The sequence below is a fragment of the Psychrobacillus faecigallinarum genome, assembly GCF_014836595.1.
In the GTDB taxonomy this organism is placed as follows: domain Bacteria; phylum Bacillota; class Bacilli; order Bacillales_A; family Planococcaceae; genus Psychrobacillus; species Psychrobacillus faecigallinarum.
In genome coordinates this window covers 569,382-594,042 of the sequence record NZ_JACSQO010000001.1, presented here as the reverse complement: position 1 = coordinate 594,042, position 24,661 = coordinate 569,382, and the positions used below count along the sequence as shown (strand labels likewise).

25 protein-coding genes are annotated in these 24,661 nt (G+C 37.6%); 21 read left to right on the top strand and 4 right to left on the bottom strand.

Going from position 1 to position 24,661, the window contains the following annotated elements; all coding sequences use genetic code 11:
• Positions 1-9 precede the first annotated feature (9 nt).
• The 9 genes from H9650_RS02975 (at position 10) to H9650_RS02935 (ending at position 12,047) form a co-directional block, all read left to right on the top strand.
• A complete protein-coding gene (locus H9650_RS02975; RefSeq protein WP_144537529.1) occupies positions 10-1,401 on the top strand; it encodes an oligosaccharide repeat unit polymerase in 1,392 nt (463 codons plus the stop codon).
• Complete coding sequence (locus H9650_RS02970; RefSeq protein WP_191696526.1) at positions 1,398-2,513, top strand: glycosyltransferase; 1,116 nt, start codon at positions 1,398-1,400, stop codon at positions 2,511-2,513. The genes H9650_RS02975 and H9650_RS02970 overlap by 4 nt, the downstream gene beginning before the upstream one ends.
• Positions 2,510-3,586 carry a glycosyltransferase gene (locus tag H9650_RS02965; RefSeq protein ID WP_191696525.1) on the top strand — a complete coding sequence of 359 codons (1,077 nt, stop codon included), beginning with the start codon at positions 2,510-2,512 and terminating at the stop codon, positions 3,584-3,586. The genes H9650_RS02970 and H9650_RS02965 overlap by 4 nt, the downstream gene beginning before the upstream one ends.
• Positions 3,587-3,625: 39 nt before the next feature.
• A complete protein-coding gene (gene galU, locus H9650_RS02960; RefSeq protein ID WP_191696524.1) occupies positions 3,626-4,489 on the top strand; it encodes a UTP--glucose-1-phosphate uridylyltransferase GalU in 864 nt (287 codons plus the stop codon).
• 11 nt (positions 4,490-4,500) lie between these two features.
• Positions 4,501-5,721 carry a glycosyltransferase family 4 protein gene (locus tag H9650_RS02955; RefSeq protein WP_144538234.1) on the top strand — a complete coding sequence of 407 codons (1,221 nt, stop codon included), beginning with the start codon at positions 4,501-4,503 and terminating at the stop codon, positions 5,719-5,721.
• A 79-nt stretch (positions 5,722-5,800) separates the two neighbouring features.
• Positions 5,801-6,844, top strand: coding sequence for an LCP family protein (locus tag H9650_RS02950; protein ID WP_191696523.1), 1,044 nt, complete (start codon positions 5,801-5,803; stop codon positions 6,842-6,844).
• A gap of 142 nt (positions 6,845-6,986) precedes the next feature.
• Positions 6,987-9,503, top strand: a complete 2,517-nt coding sequence (locus tag H9650_RS02945) for an SH3 domain-containing protein (protein ID WP_191696522.1) — start codon at positions 6,987-6,989, stop codon at positions 9,501-9,503.
• Between the two features lie 297 nt (positions 9,504-9,800).
• A complete protein-coding gene (locus H9650_RS02940) occupies positions 9,801-10,511 on the top strand; it encodes an SH3 domain-containing protein (RefSeq protein ID WP_151110936.1) in 711 nt (236 codons plus the stop codon).
• Positions 10,512-12,047: a SpoIID/LytB domain-containing protein gene (locus H9650_RS02935; RefSeq protein WP_191696521.1), complete on the top strand. Its 1,536-nt coding sequence runs from the start codon at positions 10,512-10,514 to the stop codon at positions 12,045-12,047.
• 66 nt (positions 12,048-12,113) lie between these two features.
• Here H9650_RS02935 and H9650_RS02930 read toward each other — a convergent pair whose 3' ends face one another.
• From H9650_RS02930 to H9650_RS02920, 3 genes are all read right to left on the bottom strand, one after another.
• Positions 12,114-12,518: a histidine kinase gene (locus tag H9650_RS02930; RefSeq protein ID WP_191696520.1), complete on the bottom strand. Its 405-nt coding sequence runs from the start codon at positions 12,516-12,518 to the stop codon at positions 12,114-12,116.
• A 91-nt stretch (positions 12,519-12,609) separates the two neighbouring features.
• Positions 12,610-13,785 carry a CAP domain-containing protein gene (locus tag H9650_RS02925; protein ID WP_191696519.1) on the bottom strand — a complete coding sequence of 392 codons (1,176 nt, stop codon included), beginning with the start codon at positions 13,783-13,785 and terminating at the stop codon, positions 12,610-12,612.
• A 34-nt stretch (positions 13,786-13,819) separates the two neighbouring features.
• Positions 13,820-14,455, bottom strand: a complete 636-nt coding sequence (locus tag H9650_RS02920) for a YigZ family protein (RefSeq protein WP_191696518.1) — start codon at positions 14,453-14,455, stop codon at positions 13,820-13,822.
• A gap of 139 nt (positions 14,456-14,594) precedes the next feature.
• Here H9650_RS02920 and H9650_RS02915 point away from each other — a divergent pair, with 139 nt between their 5' ends.
• The 4 genes from H9650_RS02915 (at position 14,595) to H9650_RS02900 (ending at position 17,037) form a co-directional block, all read left to right on the top strand.
• A complete protein-coding gene (locus H9650_RS02915) occupies positions 14,595-15,740 on the top strand; it encodes a sensor histidine kinase (RefSeq protein ID WP_144537551.1) in 1,146 nt (381 codons plus the stop codon).
• 35 nt (positions 15,741-15,775) lie between these two features.
• On the top strand, positions 15,776-16,450 hold the full coding sequence (locus tag H9650_RS02910) for a response regulator (RefSeq protein WP_144537553.1): 675 nt from the start codon (positions 15,776-15,778) through the stop codon (positions 16,448-16,450).
• Between the two features lie 71 nt (positions 16,451-16,521).
• Positions 16,522-16,761, top strand: coding sequence for a hypothetical protein (locus tag H9650_RS02905; protein WP_191696517.1), 240 nt, complete (start codon positions 16,522-16,524; stop codon positions 16,759-16,761).
• 3 nt (positions 16,762-16,764) lie between these two features.
• Positions 16,765-17,037 carry a hypothetical protein gene (locus H9650_RS02900; protein ID WP_191696516.1) on the top strand — a complete coding sequence of 91 codons (273 nt, stop codon included), beginning with the start codon at positions 16,765-16,767 and terminating at the stop codon, positions 17,035-17,037.
• 60 nt (positions 17,038-17,097) lie between these two features.
• Here H9650_RS02900 and H9650_RS02895 read toward each other — a convergent pair whose 3' ends face one another.
• The gene (locus tag H9650_RS02895; RefSeq protein ID WP_191696515.1) at positions 17,098-18,015 is read right to left on the bottom strand and encodes a nuclease-related domain-containing protein; all 918 of its coding nucleotides are present in this window, start codon (positions 18,013-18,015) and stop codon (positions 17,098-17,100) included.
• Between the two features lie 136 nt (positions 18,016-18,151).
• Between H9650_RS02895 and H9650_RS02890 the strand changes: the two genes are divergently transcribed.
• The 8 genes from H9650_RS02890 (at position 18,152) to flgK (ending at position 24,650) form a co-directional block, all read left to right on the top strand.
• Positions 18,152-18,733 carry a nuclear transport factor 2 family protein gene (locus tag H9650_RS02890; RefSeq protein WP_191696514.1) on the top strand — a complete coding sequence of 194 codons (582 nt, stop codon included), beginning with the start codon at positions 18,152-18,154 and terminating at the stop codon, positions 18,731-18,733.
• 107 nt (positions 18,734-18,840) lie between these two features.
• A complete protein-coding gene (locus tag H9650_RS02885) occupies positions 18,841-19,692 on the top strand; it encodes a DegV family protein (RefSeq protein WP_144537559.1) in 852 nt (283 codons plus the stop codon).
• Entirely contained in the window at positions 19,692-21,026 is a 1,335-nt protein-coding gene (locus H9650_RS02880; protein WP_191696513.1) for a DEAD/DEAH box helicase, read from the top strand. The genes H9650_RS02885 and H9650_RS02880 overlap by 1 nt, the downstream gene beginning before the upstream one ends.
• Positions 21,011-21,646, top strand: coding sequence for a ComF family protein (locus H9650_RS02875; RefSeq protein WP_191696512.1), 636 nt, complete (start codon positions 21,011-21,013; stop codon positions 21,644-21,646). The genes H9650_RS02880 and H9650_RS02875 overlap by 16 nt, the downstream gene beginning before the upstream one ends.
• Positions 21,647-21,692: 46 nt before the next feature.
• The gene (locus H9650_RS02870) at positions 21,693-22,100 is read left to right on the top strand and encodes a TIGR03826 family flagellar region protein (RefSeq protein WP_144537565.1); all 408 of its coding nucleotides are present in this window, start codon (positions 21,693-21,695) and stop codon (positions 22,098-22,100) included.
• 239 nt (positions 22,101-22,339) lie between these two features.
• Positions 22,340-22,603, top strand: a complete 264-nt coding sequence (gene flgM, locus H9650_RS02865; RefSeq protein WP_191696511.1) for a flagellar biosynthesis anti-sigma factor FlgM — start codon at positions 22,340-22,342, stop codon at positions 22,601-22,603.
• A gap of 13 nt (positions 22,604-22,616) precedes the next feature.
• Positions 22,617-23,111 (top strand): flagellar protein FlgN, encoded by a 495-nt coding sequence (locus tag H9650_RS02860; protein WP_191696510.1) that lies wholly within the window; start codon positions 22,617-22,619, stop codon positions 23,109-23,111.
• A gap of 12 nt (positions 23,112-23,123) precedes the next feature.
• Positions 23,124-24,650: a flagellar hook-associated protein FlgK gene (gene flgK, locus H9650_RS02855; protein ID WP_191696509.1), complete on the top strand. Its 1,527-nt coding sequence runs from the start codon at positions 23,124-23,126 to the stop codon at positions 24,648-24,650.
• Positions 24,651-24,661: the final 11 nt, after the last annotated feature.

Here is a 24,661-nt window from a genome sequence, read left to right as displayed (position 1 = left end):
GTGTGAGCATTGTTAATATTTAGCATATGGCTCTTTACTGTGGTGGCTTCCACATACCTTTTCAAAAAGGTTTCTGGAAGCCTTTCTCTTGTAAAGCCAAACATGATTTCTATCGTTTATTATTATTCTTTCCTTATCTCCAGTTATATTGGCGGATTATTAATAGCTTTAGGAATAGATGATTACTATATGATCAAAAGAATGGACCATGAGGAATATCGAATCATAGGTTTTATTTTATTGACCCTATTAATGATTTTATTCCCACTAACTCAGTTAGTTGTAGGTAGAATTTTAGGCTTTAATGCGGAACTAGAATTCAACAAGTATCTACAAGAACCCGTTCGTACAAGTGTAGATAAAAATAAGCGTATTTTTAGATTGGCATTTGGGGCTTTATCCGCTATTTCTGTTTTAGCAGTCGCTTATACCTTATTGAAGACGGCGAACGTTCCATTGTTAGAACTATTAAAGGGGAACACATCAGAGCTTGCTAAGCTACGGATTGATGCTAGCAGAGGCTTTAGTGGAATTGATGTATATATCCGAAATATCTTTGGAATTGCATTAACACCAGTGCTCTCTATTGTTGCATTTGTATATATGACTAAGTCGAGAGCTCTATACTGGAAAGTAGTTTTTTTCACATTGTTTATATCTAGTATATTGATTTCTACTTATGATTTAGCGAAATCTCCAATATTCTTCTATCTAATCATGTTATTGTTGGCGGGTGTATATACTCAAAAGCTCAAGCTAAATTGGAAGAGAATAAGCGGTTATATTATAGCAGGTAGCGCATTATTGATTGTTATGTATGTAGCTATACAAGGGGTAACTGAGCTAGAAAGCTTTTTGGCTTATAATTCCGGACCAATTGGACGAATATTGTTAGCACAAATTTCTCCTTTCTTTTTACATCTGGATACTTTCTCTCATTCCTTGAGCCCATTAGAGGCGAAGGGATTACCATCTTTTATCGCTGGTATTTTTGATATTGAGCAAGTGCGTTCGGCACGAATGGTAATGGAAAATGTATTTCCGGAAAATATAGATAAAGGGACGGGTGGAGTACTTAACACTATTTTCCTTGGTGAAGCCTTTGCATCATATGGTTATCTTGGGGTTATTGTAGCTATCATTTATATCGCTGCTGTCATTCAGGTGTTATATATTATCTTTTTACGTTTACCGAAAACACCAGTTGTCATTGCATTATTTGTTTACTTTACAATTAATATTCCTAGAACGCTTGTAGGGGGAGTTGCAGACTTTTTCTTTAATCCTATTTGGATTATTATGACAGTTGTATTAGGAGGTTTGTTTATTCTGGAGCAGTATTTCCATGTTATTTGGAAATTCCTATTAAGCAAAGTACGAAAAAAAGGAGTAACACAATGAAGAATATTTTAATTTACTATCCTTTTACTCTTGCTACTAATCCTAAAAGTGGTTCTGCAATTCGTCCCATTGAAATGATTAAAGCATTTGAAAATTACGCTCAGAAAAATAACGTAGAAGTAATTGTCATCTCCGGCACAAGTACCGAAAGAAGACAGCTTTGGAACAAGATGATATCCGAGAAAAAACAAGAGCAAACATTGTTTTGCTACTCTGAAAATCAGACGATTCCATTATGGCTTACAGATCCTGGACATATTCCGAAGGATTGGATTATCGATCATGATGTGTTTAAGACATTGAAGAGACTTCATGTACCTATTGGTGTTTTTTATAGAGATGTATATTGGAAGTTTGACGAGCTTTATAAGTTAAAGGGTATTAAAAAGACTGTTATGAAGACCATTTATAAGATGGAAGAAAAGTTTTATAAAAAGTATGTGCACACTTTATTTTTGCCCAGTGACGCTATGGGTAAATTTGTTAATATTGATACAGCTAAAATGGCACTTCCCCCGGGAGGACGTTTCACTGATATAACTACTAATGATCAAAATATTCAATCGCCATTTAAGGGTATCTATGTGGGTGGTATAAACAGTGAGGATTATGGTTTGCCAACTTTAGTAGAAGCGTATGCAATATTAAATAAAACGCAAACTAATGGTGAATTGGTAATCGTTTGTCGAGAAGAAGAATACACGCAGCTAAGCAAAGAGGAAAAAGAAAAGCTAAACAAAGCATATATTGAGTTAAAGCATGTGAGTGGAACAGAGCTTCAAGCATTGTATGAGCAGGTTGATTTTGCTTTTATCCCACGTAAAAGATCTACATATAATGATTTTGCTGTCCCAATCAAATTAGTAGAGTATTTGACTGCAGGCTTGCCAATTGTAGCTACAAATTGCTCCGCTCAGGAGGATTTTATCCAATCGGGTCCCTACGGTGTTATCACAGAGGATAGCGCAGATGGATTAGTAGAAGGTATGCAGGCTATACAACCAGACTATTTGCAGTTTAAGAAAAATATTCAACAAAGCTTTTTACAGCAGCATGCATGGAATACACGTGCTGAACAAGCTGCACAAGCACTTCTAGGAGGTAAAAAATGAAAATAGCAGTATTAGCTCCAAGTAAGTCAATTCATACTCATAAGTGGGCTTTATTTTATCAGTCTAAAGGTATTGATGTGAAGGTTTATACATTTAAGGATCACTATTCAGAGAACAATGCAAAACAGGTTCCAACAGAAATATTGCCAAAGGTTTTACCAGGTAAGGCTTCTTATATTGCCGCAGCACCTGCTTTAAAGAAGCTTCTTAAGGAGTGGAATCCAGATATTCTGCACTCTCATTTCATCTCTAGCTATGGTTTATTGGGAGCAATAGTCGATTATAAAGTACATTTTGTTTCTGTATGGGGTAAAGATATATTTGATTTTCCTAAGAAAAATAAGTTAAATGAAAAGCTAGTAAGATTTACTTTAAGTAAGGCAACTGCCATATGTTCTACAAGCCATATTATGGCAAAAGAAACTAATCTTTATACAGATCGTCCGGTTTATGTTACACCGTTTGGAGTTGATTTAGGGATATTCCACCCGGCTCAAGAGGATACTGAGTTTACAGAAAAAATTATTGTTGGAACGGTGAAAGCATTAGAGGACAAGTATGGGATTGCGGACTTAGTGAAGGGCTTTGCCTTATTTAATAAGGAATATCCTAACTCAGAATTGCTTATCACTGGTGATGGTCCTCAAAGAAAAGAGTATGAACAACTCGCAACTGATTTAGGAATTTCTGATGTGACGACTTTCACGGGGAAGGTTCCTAACACAGAAGTTCCGAATATCATTCGCAAGATGTCAATCTTTGCTGTACCTTCTACAGAAGACAGTGAAAGCTTTGGAGTTGCAGCAGTTGAAGCAATGGCATGTGGCGTTCCCGTCGTCGTTTCTAATGTTGGTGGGTTACCAGAGGTTGTAGTTAAGGATGTTACTGGCATTGTCACAGACAAGGAAAGCCCAGACCAGCTCGCAGCAGCTTTTAAAAAGCTAGCTAGAAATAATGAGATGAGAATGAAAATGGGTGAAGCTGGAGTCGCTCATGTTAAGAATCATTACAGCTGGATAGATAACGCAAATTATATGCTGACATTGTATGAAAAATATAATTTAGAGCGATAAAGGTTACTTCATACGCTCTCAAGAAGAAAAGGTGATTATATGATTAAGAAAGCAGTTATCCCTGCAGCAGGCTTTGGAACAAGATTTCTTCCTGCAACAAAAGCATTGCCTAAGGAAATGCTTCCAATAGTTGATAAGCCCAACCTTCAATATATTATCGAGGAAGCAATTGCTTCAGGAATTGAAGATATTATCATCGTCACTGGACGAAACAAAAAATCAATGGAAGATCATTTTGACAAATCCATTGAATTAGAGCTTTTACTAAAAAATACAGGAAAACTAGAGCTGTTAGAGCAGGTAGAAAATATCTCTAATCTAGTTGATATCCATTATATGAGACAGAAAGAACCGCTTGGACTTGGGCATGCTATATTATGTACGAAAAAATTCATCGGTAACGAGCCCTTTGCAGTGTTACTTCCGGATGACATTATAGATGCTGAGGTTCCAGCATTGCAGCAAATGATTTCAAAGTATGAGGAAGTACATAGCAGTATCTTAGGAGTAAATGAAGTACCTACAGAGGATGTACATAAATATGGAATCGTGGATTACAGTGCTGCTGAAAATGGTTTGTTTTCGGTAAAGCGATTAGTGGAAAAGCCGTCTGCTCAGGAGGCACCATCTAACCAAGCTATTGTTGGGCGATATATTTTAACCCCTGGAATTTTTGAGGAATTAGAAAAAGTAGCACCGGACGCTAAGGGAGAAATCCAGTTAACGGATGCTATTGATTCTTTGATTAAGAAAGAATCAATTTACTCCTATATGTTTGAAGGAAAACGCTATGACGTTGGGGACAAGTTTGGATTTTTACAAGCAACATTTGACTTTGCATTAAAGCGTGACGATTTAAGAGAACCGTTACTTGCTTATTTGAAGAATAAATTGAAAGATTAACGGTGATAGTTATGCGTATTGTATATTTATGTCAACATTTCCCACCTGAAACTGGTGCACCCCAAATCCGTGTTTATGAGGTAAGTAAAGAATTACTTGCTCAAGGACATGATATTCAAGTCGTGACTGCATTCCCACATCATCCTCATGGGATTATACCGGATGAGTACAAGGGAAAAAAATATGAATTTGAAATGTGGGATGACATTCCCGTTCATCGCACATGGATCTATCCTTCTAAAAAGGGTACCTTTTGGAAGCGTTTAGTCTCCTACTTCTCATTCACCTTTAGTTCCTTCTATGGATTGATGAAAACAGGGAAGGTAGATGTGATTATCGTCAATTCTCCGCCGATCTTTTTAGGTTTGACAGGTCTAATTGGCGCTAAACTTAAAGGAGCAAAATTTGTTTTTAATGTAGCTGATGTATGGCCTGAATCTGCAGTAAAGCTAGGACTTGTGAAAAACAAAATGTTCATCAAGCTTGCTGAGATATTAGAGTCGTTTCTATATAAGCATTCATGGAAAATTGCAACTGCCACAGATGGCATTAAATCATATATTATTAACCATTCCCAGCCGGAGGAAAAAGTATTTGTATTGCCGAATGGTGTAAATACAAATTTCTTTTATCCACAAGAAAAAAATGTAGAATTCTTAGAAAAATACAATCTCCATGAAAAATTTGTTTTTTCATATGGAGGGAATCTAGGCTATGCGCAAGGCTTAGAGTACATTCTATATGCTGCTAAACAGATGCAAGAAACAGTTCCTCATGCACATTTCCTAATTGCAGGAGCGGGTCCTGAAGAAGAAAAGCTACATAAGCTCAAAGAAGAGCTTGGCTTGCAAAATACAACATTTTTAGGGCATCTACCTTTAAAAGAAATGCCTAAACTATTTTCAGTGAGTGATGTAAGTATTGTTCCGCTTCGTGATATACAATTATTTGAGGGAGCTCGACCTTCTAAAATTTTTCCGGCTGCTTCATCAGCAGTTCCTGTGCTTTACTGTGGAAAAGGAGAAAGCGCGAATATCATTACTCAAAATAACATAGGTTTAGTAGCACAACCTGAAAATGTTGACTCAATTTCTGAAAAAATGTTTGAATTTGTGGAAATGCAGGTAAATGATAGAAATGCCATGAAAGAAAATGGAAGACAGCTAGCAATGGGAGAATTTAGTTGGACTACCATCGTAAAAGAATTACTACAAAATATTACACAAAAGTAATTTTCTTTGCAATATACACCATCCTTTAAATTATGTATAATAAATTAGATAAAATTTAAAAGTAAAGTAGGGAACTAATATGACTACTTCACGTCAAAAGAACAGGAAAACGAAGACGAGAAGAAAAATTTTATATACAATACTTATCGTTGCGATGGTGTTATTGTCTGGAGTTATCGTCTTTGCAACTAATTTGTCGTTTCAAACCAAAAATGCTGTAAATAAAATTTATGAGCCACTAGAGCGTGAGGAAAAAACAGAGAACGAGGCAATTGACAAATATGACAAAGCTAAGGCGGAGGATTCTGCTTTTACCATTTTATTAGCCGGTATTGAAAATCAAGAAAAAGCAAAATATGGTCGTTCCGATGTTCTTATTGTCGCAACAGTAAATCCAAAGACAAATAAAGTATCTATGGTTAGCATCCCGCGTGATACTAGAGTTTATATTCCTGATTTAGGATATAACGATAAGATTAATCACTCGTATGCAAACGGTGGTATAAATTATACTATTAATACGATAGAAGAATTATTAGATATTCCAATAGATTACTATGTTTCAACAGACTTTCAAGGCTTCGAGGACATCGTAGATACTGTTGGTGGAATTGAAGTAGATGTGCCATTTACGTTTAAAGCGCAGCTAACAGGTAGTTTAAAATGGAAAACGTATACACAAGGTACAATGGATCTTAACGGTAACGAAGCTCTTGCTTATGTTCGTATGAGAAAGAGTGATCCAGAGGGCGATTTAGGACGCAATAAACGACAAAAGCAAATTATTCAAGAAATAATTGATAAAGGCACGAGCTTATCAAACATAACTAAAATAGATAACATGATTGAGGATATTGGTAATAATGTCAAAACGAACATACCATCATCTGAATATTTTGGTTTGATCAAAACATATCAAAAGTTAAAATCTACTCCATTTGAACAACTTCAATTAGAGGGTTACGATGACACACGTAATGGAGTATACTATTTCATTCCTGATGAAGAAGCTTTAGATGAAATCAGTGAGCAATTGAAACTTAACTTAGATGATTTTGGACAAAATGCTAAAACAGAATTGAATCAGTCAACTAAAATTACAGATTTAACAATAGGAGAGTAAAAGGAACAGTCATTTGGACTGTTCCTTTTACTCTTTTTGCTATTTTAACCGATAATTAAACACCTATTAATCCATTTGTTGGATTGTTTTATGGTAAAATGTGCATTAAAATGTAGAAAACACACGTTTCAAGGAGGAACAAATGAAAAAAGTAATCGCATCATCTGTTTTAGCAACTTCTGTCCTTTTGCCCATTAATCTTCTAACGAGTGATACACTTCACACGAGTGCTGCTACTAATTCAGCAATCACTTCTGCTCAGTTATCAGGTAAGGCAATGATAACAGCTAACAATGTCAATATTAGAAAAGGAGCTACAACTAGCTATAGCAGTGTTGGAAAGGTCCAAAATGGACAGCTAGTTACTATAATTGACCGCTTTACAAATGCTAGCGGTGAATTATGGTATAAAGTGAACTTTGATTCAACTACTGGCTGGGTGATTAGTAATTATGTAAAAGAGGTTTCCAATGCTGTAGGAGGAAATTCGACTATTAATGGCAACTCTTATGTCGGTTCCACACAGAAAATAGGTAAGTCTGCAACTAATATGAGAAGTGGTGCAACTACTTCCTATAAGTTAATAGAGACAATTCCTGCTGGAACCTCACTAAAAATATTAAGCAGCTTTACTAATACTCAAAATGAAGTTTGGTTTAATGTTGAGTATAAAGGCAAAAAAGGGTGGGTACTTTCGGAGCTATTTCTTTTAAATGCTACGAATGGAGATACAGCGACTTCTATGAAGGTAGTGAAGCAATCTACTGTACATAAAGGAGCAACCACAAGTTATGCAGCAGTAGCTACAGTGAAGGCAGGAACAACTTTGACTGTTCACCAAGAGTTTACGAATGCTGCTAAAGAAAAATGGATGCAGGTAACTTATGCAACAGGTAAAAAAGGCTGGATTCAAGCTACAGCTTTTGAACAAGCTACAGTTGATTCGAAGACAGTTGTAAAAGCGTCTACAGTACATTCAGGAGCTACAAAAAGCTATAAGGTCGTAGCTACGATTAAAGTAGGAACGAAATTAACTATCCATCAGGAATTTACAAATGCCGCAAAAGAAAAATGGTATCAAGTGACCTATGCTACAGGCAAGAAAGGATGGATATCTGGAGAAGCATTTGATAGTGTATCTACTTCACCAGAAACACCACCAACTGAAACACCTGATATTGGACAAGCTATTGAACAGAATACAAATTTAGTAGTCTCCGTTTCTGTCGCTAATATGCGTTCAGGCCCTGGCACTTCCTACGATGTTGTAACTCAATCTCGATTAAACGATTCCTTTATCTCTACCCATTATGCATTAGATGCAAACAATGAAAAATGGTATAAAGTAGGTACAACAAGCGGAGAAGCATGGCTACATCAATCTGTAGTAACCGTTGGTGGGGATGTGACTCCAGGCAATGGAGAAACTGGCACTATTCAACGATATAATGCTTTAGTTTATGCAGATAGTAAGTTTAACTCAGCAGTATTACAGGGGTTACCGAGAAATACAACATTCACTGTGTTAAATAAAGTAACTGGTACAGACGGGATGAAGTGGTTAAACATTAAAGCAGGCTCTGTTGTAGGTTGGGTTCCAGATTTTGAGGTAAGTGAAAGTATACCAACTAAGTATGCTACAAAGGCGTCCACTGTTTACAGCAGTGCAAGTGCTACCTCTAAAAAGATAGAATCTATTTCTGCTAGCTCGCCACTAAGAGTTTTACGTTCATTAAACAGTTGGTTAAACGTTGAAACGCAAAGTGGAAAACGCGGATGGATTCAGTCATCTCTAGTAGGCGATGCGTCTCCAATCTCACTTATCAATGGAAGAACAGAAGTACGCAATGGGCAAAATTATTTAGTATGGACGAAGCCTACTAAGTTTAATATTACTTACACAATGCCTTCAGCAAATGTATTAAAAGTTAATGGTAATCTATCGAATATTAGCGAGATTGCTTCAGGCTTAACGGGAGTAAAAAGCATGAAGGTTGAAAAAGTATCCGGTGGAACATCAGTCTTGACTGTAACATTTGATCCAAATTATACGTACACAATAAGAGATTACGATAAAGAGTTAACGATTAAAGTCGTGCCTAAAGGATTGGCAGGTAAGAAAATAATTATTGATGCTGGGCATGGTGCTAAGGATCCTGGCGCAGTTGGATCTAAAGGTACTAAGGAGAAGGATGTAAACCTTGGAACAGCTAAGTTTCTAAAGGCTGAGCTTGAAGCAGCAGGTGCTATTGTAACCTTAACGCGAAGCACAGATGTATTTTTAGAGCTAAAGGACAGAACAGATATTGCTAACGCTTCCGATTATGATGCATTTATCAGTATCCATGCAGATTCATTCTCTTCTACATCTAAAGGGACTACTACTTACTACAATTCGTCTGTAAGCTTTAATGGTCCTAAGAGCTTTACCCTTGCAAAAAGTGTCCAAGCGAACCTTGTCAAAGCGGTTGGAACATACAATCGTGGCGTGAAACAGCAAACATTCTATGTAAACCGTATGAATGAAATTCCATCAGTATTAGTAGAGTTGGCATTCATTTCAAATCCTTCTGAAGAGGCATTATTAGCTTCAGATGCTTTCCGTAAAAAAGCAGCAGTTGGAATTCGTAAAGGAATGGAAGAGTTCTTTAAACAGTAAAAATTTAAGATTAGGAAAAAGTAACCGATAAATCTCCTAGGAATAATTCCTAGGAGGGCATATCGGAAGTTTTTTTGACAGATTTTTTTCAAATAGTTAGTTTAGCTCCAGCGCCTTGTCTCTCGAGGAAAATGGGAAAATACTGTGGTGGCTTGTTAGTTGCCTATTTGCTTATTCTCCATTTGCTTTTCGGGGCACATAGGCGCTGCCGCTTTTTTTAAAAAAATATTTATCGATATGTCCAAATGTTGTGTTATTTCTAGCGATAAAATAATAAGAGCGAGGAAGGTAGACAAAATGAAAAAGAAAATACTAGCAACGGTTGGTGTCGTATTAGGTTTAAGCTTTCTAATTGCAATTAATACACCTGCATCTACAAAAGCAAATTCTAATCTACTATTAGCTTCCGTTGACTGGGTACAATCACAATTGAACCCTTTAACTACAAGAGTATCTACTCTAGAAAAACAAATAAAAGAACAGGATGCTTTGATTAAGCAGCTACAAAAAGCAGTTGAAGAGGGTGGAACAGTTATAACTCCTCCTACTACAACACCTACGCCACCTGATAACTCTACTGATCTACCATCAGTTGTATATACAAATGCGAATAATGTGAAGGTACATAGTGGAGCAACTCGTAATTACAAGGTGCTTGCAACATTTACAGCAAACAAAGCATTGAACGTTATTGACAAGCATGGTTCTGGCACTAATTTATGGTACCGTGTAGAAGTATCTTCAACTGTAAAAGGGTGGATTCATTCAGAGGATGTTACAACAACAAAACCTAGCACTGCAACACCAAGTTCCGTTGTAGCAAAAGAAGCACTTAATATACGCAAAGGTGCTACAACTAGCTATGCTTCAATCGAGCTAGTAGCTAAAGGAACTTCTTTAAAATACATAAGCTCCTTTAAAAATGCAAAAGGTGAAACATGGTATAATGTTCAATCCCCAAAAGGAAACAAAGGTTGGGTGCTAAGTACGCTAACTGAGGTGAGATAATTGAATAAAAAATTTATAGCAGTATTAGCGGCAATTTCTTTAAGCTTTGCTTGTGCTAATACAGCATTTGCATATAAGCAAGAGACTTATTCGAAGCAAATACAAGTTGAGGTACACAACACCTTTACATCCTCCTTGAACTTAAATGGTATATATAAATTAGAAAATCTTACAACAAAAGAAATGTTTTTTGCTTTACCTAATACACCTATAACATTTTCACAGGTAAATGGTGAGGTTTCCATTTATCAAAAGGGAGCAGCAATGTATTCTTCCCAAGGATATGCCTTACATGCTCTTACAGGAAATGAAAAAATAGTTGTTTTTAATGCTCCAGTAGATGGAAGAAAGGGTGCAACCGCAGATTATGCAGTTGTTAAGTCCTATAAGCCATTTCAAGGTGCAAAATATGTAACTGAGTTCACGAACGTAAAGGGAGAGCTTTGGTATTCTATTACCGATGAACAGGGTGCCTCCTCTTGGGTTCCAGCAACAAATGCAACCGTAGAATCTGTCGTATCTCAACCACTTGGTAAAACACCAACTGGTACACAGTATCGAGGTAGCTTCAATGTAGTAAAATCAGGAACTAACGTACAAATTGTTAATAGACTAGACTTAGAAAATTACTTAAAAGGCGTTATTCCTAATGAGTCACCTGCTTCTTGGCATATTGAAGCGTTAAAAGCTCAAACAGTAGCAGCACGCAGTTACACTTTGAGTAAGGCTGGAATTTTAAGTAGTACTACTAAGGACCAGATGTACAAAGGCTATACATCTGAGCACAAAAACTCAAATGCAGCTGTAGATGCTACGAAGGATTTAGTAGTTAAATATAATGGTAAGCTTGTACAGGCATACTATTATTCCACTAGTGGAGGTAGAACGGCAAATATTAGTGATGTTTGGAATTCAACACAGGTGCCACAATTTGTTTCAGTAGATGATTCAATTGAGCAATCCCCTTACAAAAACTGGTCTGTTCAAATTTCAGCAACTAATATTTTGAAGAAGTTTGGTTTTAGCACATCTGATCAGTTGCTAGATGTTAAGCTAACAAAGGGCGGAGCAAATGGAGAGATAACAGCAGTAACAGCTGTCACAAACTCTGGAGAGAAAACTATCACAGGTAACGAAACAGTAATGAGAAACGTTTTCTTAGATGCAGGCAACAAATCTTTAAAATCGAACTGGTTTGATATTTCATTCACCAAGCCAACAGGCGGTGTAAATGACATTACAGTGCAGCAGGTAAATGGAACAACTCCGATAGATTCGTTAAATGGTGTTTCTGTTCAAACTGCTAACGGTGTCGTATCTATACCGGATGGCTCAGTAAGCATTCAAACAAGTAGTGGCGTCGTAAACACAGATACTGTTCAAACAGGCATTCAGTCAGTTACAGTGAACGGTAAAGGCTACGGACATCGAATCGGTATGAGTCAGTATGGAGCGAAGTCACGTGCAGAAGCTGGTTGGACATACGATCGGATATTGAAGCATTACTATCAAGGCGTTACAATTGAAAAATATTAACCTACCAAAAGAAAAGGCAAGAATGTTGTTAAATCAACATTCTTGCCTTTATATATTTAATGAGTTCTAGTCTTCATGTATTTCTTTTTTATCCCCAAAACTAAACAGTAAATACATTGTAGCCGTAGCAATAGCAAAAATGACTGCCCCCGTAATTGGTAAGTAAATCGTCTCTATGAAAAGTGAAATTGCCATAATGAGCGTAAATGATACGATCATATGCCCAAAATATTTATGGAATTTTTGATGACTATTTGCCTTTAGTTCTATGAAAGCATCTAGCGCCATTATGACGATAAATTCAACGACTCCATAAACAACAATAAACCAAATTAAACTTGACCAACGTTCAAAATCAATTCCTACAAGCAATAGGATTCCAATCTCAGCTGCAATGGAGATAGCAAGTGTCCCGATGACGATAAGGATAACTATAAGAATAGCAAGTGCTTTTCCAAAATTTTTTTTCATGCAGTTCCCTCATTATTCTTGTTGTAATTATTCATTAAAAAGAGTGTATACAAAGTAAAAAATAACTTTGTCTACACTCTGAAAGCTATTATTATGGTTTGATAAAGTTTTGAGTGTAATAAGGAATGGAGCCATGTGTCCATTTGGCAAAGTAGACGCCAACTCCTACATGAGTGTATGCAGTGTTTATAACGTTTTTACGATGTCCTAATGAATTCATCAATGCTTCATGTGCAAAATATGGATCTGTATAGCCCATTGCGATATTTTCACCGGCATTTCTAAATTGTACTCCGCCATTAGCTAAGCGGTCAAAAGGAGATTCACCTTTTAAGTTATTATGATTGAAGTAATCATTGACACCCATGTCTACACTATGCTTTCTTGCCACATCTGCTACCTTTGGAGCGGACTGTAGCACAGGAACCCCATGAGATTTTCTTTCTGCATTAATCAAATGAAATAATAGATTCTCGTAGCCTGTTTCTAGAGTAGTAGATTTTTTAGGATATAGATTTGGATTTTTATTGATCAATTGGTAGTCTACTAAGTAGATTGCCGAGATTTTATTGTCATTATGCACGTCTATAAAGAAATTCGCTTCATACTTTGGTAAGGAGTACGTAATGATTTCTACAGGGTATGTGTTTCCAGTAGTTTCATAGTTTTTACCAAACTCATTTTCTAGCTGACTTATAGTATTTGATACGGAAATTCCGTTTACTTGATAGGCTTTGTCCTTAGTATATAAGGAAGATATTTTATTACTTAATGTACTGATTGCATAAAATTTATCGTAATTATTATGGTAAATTCCAGTAATAGCTCCAAACTCATTTACTACTGATTTCTTGGCTGCTCCCAATTGAGCGTTCACAGTTGAAATATTGTTACCAATTGTAAAGTTTGTAGTTGCAGCCTTTGTTGGCTTGCAATTTAATTGATTGAGCTTAGTTTTAGACGGCGTTTGATATAAAATTGTTGAATCGTCCTTAATTACTAATCCGCCGCCAAGATGGTAGTATGTAGATTTATTTGCATAAACTCGAAAATTTTCACCTGGCTTTACTGTTCGAGAGGATTCAAAGCTTCCATTCACATTTTTGTATATGGTTGTGGGCTTTTGTATGATCACCCTCCCAATTTGTCCTTTTTTTAACTCTACTCCGTCCCAAAAGACCTTGTCTGGACATTCAGCTGCTAAAGTAATTGCCGGAGCAATACTTAATCCGAATAATAAAAGAAATAAAATTGAGAATTTTTTCATGTTTTTCCATCACTCCTCATTACTTTATTATAAATCAAACGACGTCAAACTCCAAAAATACTTTCTCTACGGTGTCGATTATTGCTTGTCCATTTGTTATTTCTGTTACCCACTCTAAAAATTTTACCTCATCCTCCGCTTTTGTGTATACATAAATTTCCACTAAATCTGCATAGGCAATTTCTTTTAATTGGAAAATAGAGTTTCTTATTTCATTCTCCACTTTACCTAGCCATGTATAATCTATGGAAACTTTCATTAAGTGATGAAGCTGGCATTCTACCTCCCCAGTAGCATCTATCCCTTCTGTAGTAGCTTTGCCATAAGCCCTTATAAGGCCTCCGCCTCCCAGCTTAATACCACCAAAGTAACGCGTCACTACTACTACTGTATCCTTTAGTGCTCTTTTTTTAAGGACTTCAAGCATAGGAACTCCGGCTGTACCGCTTGGTTCACCATCATCGTTTGCTTTTTGAATATGATCATGCTCTCCAATAATGTAGGCAGAGCAGTTATGAGTAGCATCTTTATGCTTTTGTTTAATTTTATTAATAAAATCTTGCGCTTCCTCCTCAGACTCAGCTCGTTCAATATAAGTAATAAATTGGGACTTTTGAATAATAATTTCACTTTCTCCGTGACCCTTAACTGTTTTATAATTGTTTCTCATAATAAATTTCCCTCCTAAAGGCTTTGAAACATACTTGTAAAGTAAATTTAATTTATTTTTAGTCAATTAGTGCTATAATAGAGTTTGTCAGTAAAAATGAATGAAGACTCATGTTGAATGTCTAAAGGAGAAAAAACAGATGACGAACAAGAATCTCGAATTGCAATCGTTAGATGTTATTTTCGATAGGATGGTCGAAGTAATGGACCATTCGAAAAAGGATATATTCATTATAAGCGAACAAAGTCGTCAAAGCTTCGAAGAAATGAAAGTTGAGTTGGAAATAATTCGCGGAAGCATTGAGGCTGTCATACTGGAAGGCGACTCGCTTGAGGCAAAATCGAGACTTGCTCGTAATAGATTAGCAGAGGTTTCGAAGAATTTTAACTCATATGATGAACCACAAGTCCGAAGCGCTTACGAAAATGCAAATGAGCTTCAAATTAATCTTTTAATCAAACGCAATGAAGAAAAACAACTAAGGCAGCGTAGAGATGAACTAGAACGAAGATTGCAAGGGCTATTAGAAATGATAGAACGTGCAGATCAGCTTGTCAATCAAGTCAATATTGTCATCAATTATCTTACTTCTGATTTAAAGGAAGTTGGAGAAGCGCTTGAAAACGCAAAAATTAAACAAGATTTTACATTGAAAATTATTGAAGCCCAAGAAGAAGAAAGAAAACGTCTCTCACGCGAAATTCATGATGGCCCAGCTCAAATGCTAGCTAATGTGTTGCTCAGAACAGATTTGATCAACCTGACGTATCAGCAACGAGGTGGGGATGAGGCGATGAAAGAAATTATCGAATTAAAGAGCACCGTTCGAGATGCCCTTTCTGAAGTTCGCCGAATCATCTATGATCTCCGTCCAATGGCTTTGGACGACCTAGGTTTAATCCCAACGCTTCGAAAATATATTACAACTACTGGGGAATACAACCCTGCAAAAAAAATACATTTTCAAACGTTTGGAGAAGAACTTCGCTTACAGCCAAATTTTGAAGTAGCTATTTTCCGTCTAATCCAAGAATGCCTGACAAATGGACTAAAGCATGGTCAATTTACAGAAGCTTGGGTAAAGATTGAATGGGTGAAACACAAAATTAACATTATCGTCAAAGACAATGGGGTCGGTTTTGATCCAAAAGTAGTAAAAGAAAAATCATTTGGCTTAATCGGTATGCAAGAGAGAGTCGATTTATTAGACGGTACGATGAAAATTATATCGTCACCAGGAAATGGAACAACAATTTTGTTTAGTATTCCGCTAAATGAGGAATAGTAACTACAGCCGTTTTTAATAGGAGGAAATGACCAATGACAAAAATTATCATTATAGATGATCACCAACTTTTCCGCGAGGGAGTAAAGAGAATACTAGACTTCGAAGATACGTTTGAAGTGGTGGCAGAAGGAAGCGACGGTAGCGATGTACTACGCTTATATGAACAATACTTACCAGATGTTGTTTTAATGGACATCAACATGCCTACAAAAAATGGCGTAGACGCTACAGAAGAACTAATGGAAAAATTTCCAGATGCAAAAGTTATCATGCTTTCTATCCACGACGATGAATCATACGTATCGCACGCGTTGAAAACTGGTGCATTAGGCTATATGTTAAAAGAGATGGATGCTGTGGCAATCGTATCAGCGATTAAAGTAGTAGCTAAAGGCGGCTCTTATTTACATCCAAAAGTAACACGTAATCTAGTGGCAGAATTCCGTCGTTTAAGCGAGCGCGAAAACAAAGGAAACTTCCACCAAACAGAAATCCGTCGTCCATTCCATTTATTAACGAAACGTGAATGTGAAGTTCTTCAATTATTAACAGACGGACAAAGTAACCGCACAATCGGAGAAACTCTTTTCATCTCCGAAAAAACAGTAAAAAACCATGTATCTAGTATTCTACAAAAAATGAACGTAAACGACCGTACCCAAGCCGTAGTAACCGGCATCAAAAACGGTTGGGTTGAAGTTCGATAATACTGAATTTGACATGTACACCCCCTCTAATCTTTGATTGGAGGGGGTTTTGTTTTTTTGGAGAAGAAGTGTTGCAGAAAGCGAGTAGATTGTTGCGAGAAAAGCAAAGAGTGTTGCGGGAAACCGGTGAAGTGTTGCGAGAAACAAAAGCGTTGCGAGAAACAAGGGAAGTGTTGCAGAAAAAGAGTAAAGTGTTGTGCAAAGGACAAAGAGTGTTGCGGGAAACAGGTAAAGTGTTGCGAGAAACAAAACCGATACGGGAAAGAAGGGAAGTGTTGCAGAAAAAGAGTAAAGTGTTGCGGGAAAGGTAAAGAGTGTTGCGGGAAACAGGTGAAGTGTTGCGAGAAACAAAACCGTTGCGAGAAAGAAGGGAAGTGTTGCAGAAAAAGAGTAAAGTGTTACGCAAAGGACAAAGAGTGTTGCGGGGAACAGGTGAAGTGTTGCGAGAATCAAAACCATTGCGTGAAAAAAGGGAAGTGTTGCAGAAAAAGAGTAACGTGTTGCGCAAAGGACAAAGAGTGTTGCAGAAAACAGGTGAAGTGTTGCGAGAAACAAAACCGTTGCGAGAAAGAAGGGAAGTGTTGTAGAAAAAGAGTAAAGTGTTTAGCAAAGGACAAAGAGTGTTGCGGGAAAATAAATCTAGCATATTATTTCAGCTTAAAGTATCTTTTGTTTGCCTTTCCATAGCCTTTTAAATTTTTCATGCTGTTTAACATACGAGAAGCGGAGTATTTTGACTCAATTTTACAGAAGTCTCGGAAAGCTCTATTTGTTATCTCGTTATTTATTAGCTGAAAGTATTCATATACGGCAGCAATATGAGCATTCCGATCATTCTTCCCACAGCTCGGACATTTCCAAGTGGTGGAGTGGCGAAGCATTCCGAGCGTACCACACTTTGGACATTCCACTCCTCGCACTAAATCTCTAGGTGAAATACGATAATATTCACATAACGGAGGCATAATGTACGGTGATAGATTTTTCTCGATGTGCGACGTAATTTCTTCAAACTTGACCAACGAAACTGGCTCGTGCAAGCCGTTGCTATGCATTTGATAAATTTTCTCCATCATGCTTTCTAGCTTAAATATAGGATAGTGGGAAGGTTTCTCGCGAATGCGACTGGATTTAGCGGTTATAATGACTGCACCAGTAACTTTCATGGTAGGGCACACGTTTCGGAGAAATTCTTTCATGAAGCGAATGTTGCGTGTGAGTTGAAAGTAGGGGTTGGGGAAGGGAGTTTCTATTCCATCAACTTCTTTATAAAATTCTTCCTCTTTAAAATACAAGTTACCACTCATATTTTTGGATTCGATGACCATACAACAGCGATCGCTGACTATTAAACAATCAATTTGTACTTTCCAATCTTCTAACACCAATCCCACATCAGAAAACACTTGTAAATTTCCAGAAAGCCTTAATTCATCTAGCTTAGCTACCAACCGATCTTCTCCTCGGTCACCAGATTCACTACGACGAATATCATCTGCCACCAGCATATATTTCTCATGCTCACCTAACAATCTTTTTAATAAAATCTTCTGTACAGGATACAATACTAATATTCACCTCCATTCTAATTATATATGTTACTTCAAACGTCAGAAAATTTCATTATTTTATAAATTGAAACTTATTCATTGAGTTTTCGTCATAACTATGACAAAATAACCAACAGCAGGAGGGAAACAGATGAGACTAATAATCCAAGTACTTACTCTCGCAGCAATTACACTAGGACTTGCTGCTTGTAATGATAAAGAAGAGGTAAATCCAAGTTCGGGATCAGTGAACGATTCAACTCCATCACAAACGGAGTCAGCAATCGATCATGGAGCAGAGGATAAATCAGACGTAGGCTTCCAAATGTCTTCTGGTGGAGACATTGAAGAGGCAGCTAATGTACCCGAGGAAGAAAAAACAGCAGTATTAAATGCATTTAACGAATACATTGAAGCATTTAACGAAGAAGATATAGACCGCTATTTAAGTGTAATCTCCAAAAAACCAGAGGGCTTCAACTATGAATCCGAAAAAGAACTAGTATTGGAGACCTTCGAAAACTACGATACTGTACGTACAGCTGAGGACGTTACTATTATTGAATATAATGACAAAGAAGCTCAAGTATATTCAAATATCCATATTGCACTTCACGAGCCAGGGTCTGGAGCAAAACTCGATCGTAATGGTCGTCAGGTGACGGTTTTTGTGAAGGAAGAAGGCAAATGGGTGGTAACAAGTGTCTATTTTATAGGCGAAACAACTGAATAAATCACCATATCCCCAGCATATATGACAAATATCATGTTTGGGGTCTTTTTATGCTTTCCTTTCCTATCCATATTCAGTAAACTAGAGTTAGGAGAGTGATTTCTTACATGACAAAAACGGTAATAGTGACTGATAGTACAGCTTATATTCCAGAAGATAAACGAGCAAGTTTAAACATTAAAATGGTTCCTCTTAGTGTCGTAATCGGTAACGACACATATAGAGAAGAAATAGATATTAACGCTTATGAATTTTACGATAAAATCCGAAATGAAAAAGCACTTCCAAAAACCTCACAGCCTTCTCTAGGAAACTTCGTTAACACCTTCGAAGAGTTAGAGAAGGATTATGACACCATCATTTCTATCCATCTTTCTAGCGGAATTAGTGGAACATTGGCAGGAGCAGAGCAAGCAGGAGGTATGGTCGAAGGTATTGATGTGTATACATTCGATACAGAGATTTCTTGTATGGTTCAAGGCTTCTATGTAATCCGTGCTGCAGAAATGGCGCAGGCCGGTGAAACTCCAGAAGTAATTTTACAAGAATTAAACAAGATGAAACAATCGATGCGTGCATACTTCATGGTGGACAACCTAGATCATCTTCACCGTGGCGGCCGTCTAAACGGCTTTGAGCGTGTCATTGGATCTGTGCTTCAAGTAAAACCAATCCTTCATTTTGAAAATAAAGTCATCGTTCCATTTGAAAAGGTTCGCACTCGCAAAAAAGCGATGAAACGAATTGCAGATATGCTAGAGGAAGATGCAAGCAAATACGATAAAATCAAGGCTACTATTATTCATGCCAACAACGAGCAAGAGGCTATAGAATGGAAAATTCTTTTAGAAGCAATTATGCCAAACGTTGAATTTACAATCAGCTACTTTGGTCCGGTTATCGGTACGCACCTTGGAGAAGGCTCCATGGGACTAGGCTGGTACCACGTAGAATCATAATGAAACAAGTAAACGAGCAATTACAGCAATTTCTCACTGGACGCATATGGCTTCGCGCACACACGCCTTTTCCGCGCGAGGTCATAGACGACCATATCCTCAGCGGCCACATTCATCTAAAACCAGGAATCAAAACGATTAAACCTCAAACAATATTTCAATCAATGAAACACATCTGCAATCGATGTCACAACACAAATCCATCATTATTTTACTCTTTCCAATGCGCCTATTGTAATAAAACCTGTACCTACTGTCGTCATTGCATCCGTATGGGACGAGTTAGTAGTTGCTCTGAACTGATAACTTGGGTCAAGGAGCCAGCTATCGGAACAACCGAGGACATTTTTAATTGGTCCGGTCAGTTAACTGCACTTCAACAAAGGGCAAGTGAAGAGCTTTTAAACAGTGTCCAAAACAATCAGTCTCACCTTTTACATGCAGTCTGTGGAGCAGGCAAAACAGAGCTACTTTTTCCATCTATCTTTGCCTCTTTGCTAGCAGGCAAACGTGTATGCGTTGCTGCACCAAGAACTGATGTCATTTTAGAACTGTTCCCTCGTTTTCAAAAGGTGTTCCCAAAAACTATCATCCATGCACTTTACGGAGGAGCATCAGGCCAGGAAGGCTTTGCCACTTTAATCCTGGCCACTACCCATCAGCTATACCGATTCGAAGATGCTTTTGATGTCGTATTTGTCGATGAAGCAGATGCCTTCCCTTATTATGCAGATGAGACTCTTCGACAAGCGGTTGTAAAAGCTGCAAAACCAAATGCCGCTATTCACTATGTAACAGCCACGCCCAACAATTCCCTTCAAACAGTCAACCAATCCATTCTCACCAAGCGATATCATGGTTATCCTTTGCCTGTACCTAGATTCGACAGCCTTTGGGGCTACGCTAGACAATTAAACAAAGGAAAAATCCCGCGCAAACTACAGCAATGGATAGATGAAAAAATTCAAAAAAATATCCCATTTCTCGTATTCCTCCCAACTATTGAAATGCTAGAGCAATTCCCTGGTGATTTGCCTCGTGTACATGCTGAACATCCAGATAGAAAGGAAAGAGTCATGCAGCTTCGCGAAAAGAAAGTGCCTGGTTTATTAACAACTACAATATTAGAAAGAGGAATCACTATAGAAAATGTTCACGTTGCAGTAGTAGGAGCAGAGCAGGATATTTTTACTGCTAGCGCTCTCATACAAATTAGCGGGAGAGTAGGACGCTCCATCCAGTATCCAGACGGTGACATTGTTTTCTTTCATCATGGAATAAGCCATGCGATGGATGAGGCAAAGGAGGAAATTGAAAGGTGGAATGGGCTATAAACTGTTTGATTTGTGGGAGTATATTTTCACGCCCTGCGACATGGAGGCGGTTATTCCTCTATGAAATCGAGACTGCTAGCTGTGATCGATGCCACCAAAAATTTGAGAGAGCGGAAGCCTCATTTGATTTCTCTGACTTTATTGGGACCCCCTATGAAGGAGCAGTGGATCAAGTTACATCACTTCATACTTACAATGAAGCGATGAAAAACTATCTCCATCAATACAAGTTTCTACAGGATATTGCACTTGCTGGCGTATTTGCTCGTGAAATAAATGAATTCCTTCGCCTTAAACAAGGAATAGTTGTCCCTATACCTATGCACCCGGAAAAATTAAAGGAAAGAACCTTCTCTCAAGTGGAGGAATTTCTAAGTAAAGCCGACATTCCATTCCGAAACCTTCTTGTGAAAACTACTAGTAACGAGCAGGGAAAAAAGTCAAAGAAGGAACGTCTGGAAGCTGGAATTTTATTTGAATCTATAACAGATGTCCAGCCAGTACACTATATTTTATTTGATGATATTTACACAACAGGTGCCACCATTCATCATGCTGCAAAAGTGCTGAAGGATGCTGGTGCTAAGAGTGTGGAGGCAATTACTTTAATAAAAGGGTAATCTGCCGATATAAAAGACAACTAGCAGAAATAGTGGAGGTATGGTCATGGGAGAACTAAAGAATTGTCCATCATGTGGCGAGTTTTTTAACTATACTGGGTTAAGAGAAGTGTGTAATCCTTGTGCTATGAATGAGGAAAAGCTATACGAGATCGTCTATCGATTCTTAAGAAAACGAGAAAATCGCGCAGCTACGGTTGATAGAATCGTAGAGGTAACAGGAGTGGATGAGGACCTCTTACATAAATGGGTTCGTAAGGGAAGATTACAGCCAGCTCTATTTCCGAACTTAGGATATCCATGTGACAGCTGTGGCAAATTGACACAGGTAGGAAAGCTTTGTGCAAAATGCTCCGATGAATTGAAATCTGGGCTACGCCAGTTTGAGGCCGCAAAAGAATTTCGTGATAAGGTAAATAATCAAGAGGCAGTCTATTATAAGGATCAAAAGTAGCTCTCACCATGTGTGGGAGTTTTTTTATCTGGTTCAAACTAAGTGCCCTTTAAGGTCAACTGGAACAAAGGTTCGACCGATAGTTCTACCTACTTGCTTGAGTCATAGAATTCTAGTCAAATGGTAATGCCCTAAGGCTCATTTCCCATACCAATCTTTTCCTACAAAAGAACTCTAAACACTTTTTAAAACTTACCGAAATATAGAATAGATACTAATAGAACGAAAGGGGTATGTATATGAAAATCACAAATCTAGGTGTCAATCAGATCAATCCTTACAAACGCAATCAAATGCAAACAGAAAAAACACAAAATGCTTTGAAGGCAACTGCAGACCAGTTGGAAATTTCATCAGCAGCAAAAAGTATGCAGACGAAATCTCCGATAGAGGTAGAGCAGGCAGAGCGCGTTGCTGCTATTAAAGCAGACATCGAAGCAGGCACTTACAAAGTTTATGCGAAGCAGCTAGCTACAAACATTTTGAAATACTACCAAATTTAAAGGAGACCCGAGCATGTCCATCGATAAGATTCTGCACTCTCTAACAAACCTAAATATGCTTCACAAAAGTTTGTTAGAAATTGCGTACAAAAAAACAGAGGCCATCAAAACTGGGGACATGGACAGTCTTAACCAACTGCTCAAGGACGAGCAGGCGCACGTAGCCGGTATTTCTCAGCTAGAGCAACAGCGTCAATTAGAGGTAACGGATTACCTTAGAGCAAAAGGAATTGCTCCGATCGACAACCCAACTGTTGCACATGTCTTAGAAAACACCAACACTGAGGAAGAAAAGGAGCAGCTAAGTACTGCACGTAAACAGCTTCTTCTCACATTGGAAACTCTCAAAAATCAAAACGATCTGAATCAAAAGCTAACATTCCAATCATTACAATTTGTCAATATGACGTTAGATATGCTACGACCAAAGCCAGACCAAATAAACTACTCAAAGAACGAAGTAAAGCGTCCTTCAAAGGATAAATCTTACTTCGATTCACAAGCTTAAGGAGGCCAACCCATGCGCTCCACATTTATGGGATTAGAAGCAAGTAAACGAGGACTTTTCACACAGCAGTCCGCTCTATATACAACAGGACATAATATTTCAAATGCCAACACTATTGGCTTCTCACGTCAAAGAGTAAATATGGAAGCTACATTAGGCTATCCTGGTACGGGTCTTAATGCACCAAAGACTGCCGGCCATATTGGCACGGGTGTACAAGCGCAGTCTGTACAAAGAATAAGAGATAATTTTATTGATAGACAATATCGTCAAGAAACAACAAAACTAGGTTATTGGGAATCACGATCTAATGCCATTAGCCAAATAGAGGATATTGTGACAGAGCCTTCAGATTATGGTTTAAATACAGCCCTTGATCAATTTTGGAACTCTTTACAAGATCTAAGTGGAAGTCCAGAAAATGCTGCGACACGTAAAGTTGTCATACAACGTGCACTACATGTAGCAGATTCATTTAACTATACACACAAACAACTGTCAGATATTCAATCAAATCTTGGAAATGAAATCAAAGTCTCTACTGACGATATTAATTCTATATTAAAACAGATTGCTTCTATTAATGAACAAATTCAAGCAATTGAGCCAAATGGCTATATGCCCAATGACTTGTATGATGCTAGAGACTCTCTAATCGATGATTTATCCCAGTATATACCAATTGAAACTGAACGTGTACCATCAGGTGGTAATGCTTTAGCGATTGCAGAGGGAAGCTTAACTGTTACGATGAAGTTAAAAGACGGCACTAAAGTAGAACTAGTAAACGGGAAAAACTTTGCACAGCTTGAAACTTTAGATACTTCTAATAATAAGTTGGATGGTACAGACCTCACAGCAGGATTTAAGGAAATTAAAATTACAGGTTTAGGTGGCGAAACAATTACCTATAATCAATTAGATCCTTCAAAAGGAAAGTTAGTTTCACTAATTGACTCATTTGGTCACGGAGATCCTGCCACCGGTTATTTCACAGAAACATTAGCAAAATTAGATGATATGGCCAATGCATTTATGAAAGAGTTTAATGATATTCATAAACAAGGATTCACTCTTGCAGAAGGGGCGACTGCTAGTACTAATAATCAGGAGTTTTTTACGGGAGTAGGAGCTTCAGGTATTGAAGTACTAGAGGAAATTATAAAGAATCCAAATTTAATTGCTGTTTCTGACGCTGCTGGGGAAGTAGGAAACGGAAAAAATGCAATTAAATTAGCGAACATGAAATTTAATAAGTTAACTGATTTGGATGGCGCAACGGTACAATCTTTTTATCAAGGAGTTATTGGTAAACTAGGAGTAGATGGTGAGCAAGCGAATCGATTAACAAAGAATGCTGGAACAATACTTCTAACAGTTGCAAATAATCGTGCTTCAGTAAGCTCCGTATCTCTTGATGAGGAAATGACTAATATGATTACATTCCAACAAGCGTACAATGCGAATGCCCGTATGATTACGGTAATTGATGAGACTCTAGACAAAATAATAAACGGCATGGGTCGAGTAGGCTTGTAGAAAGGGGATAT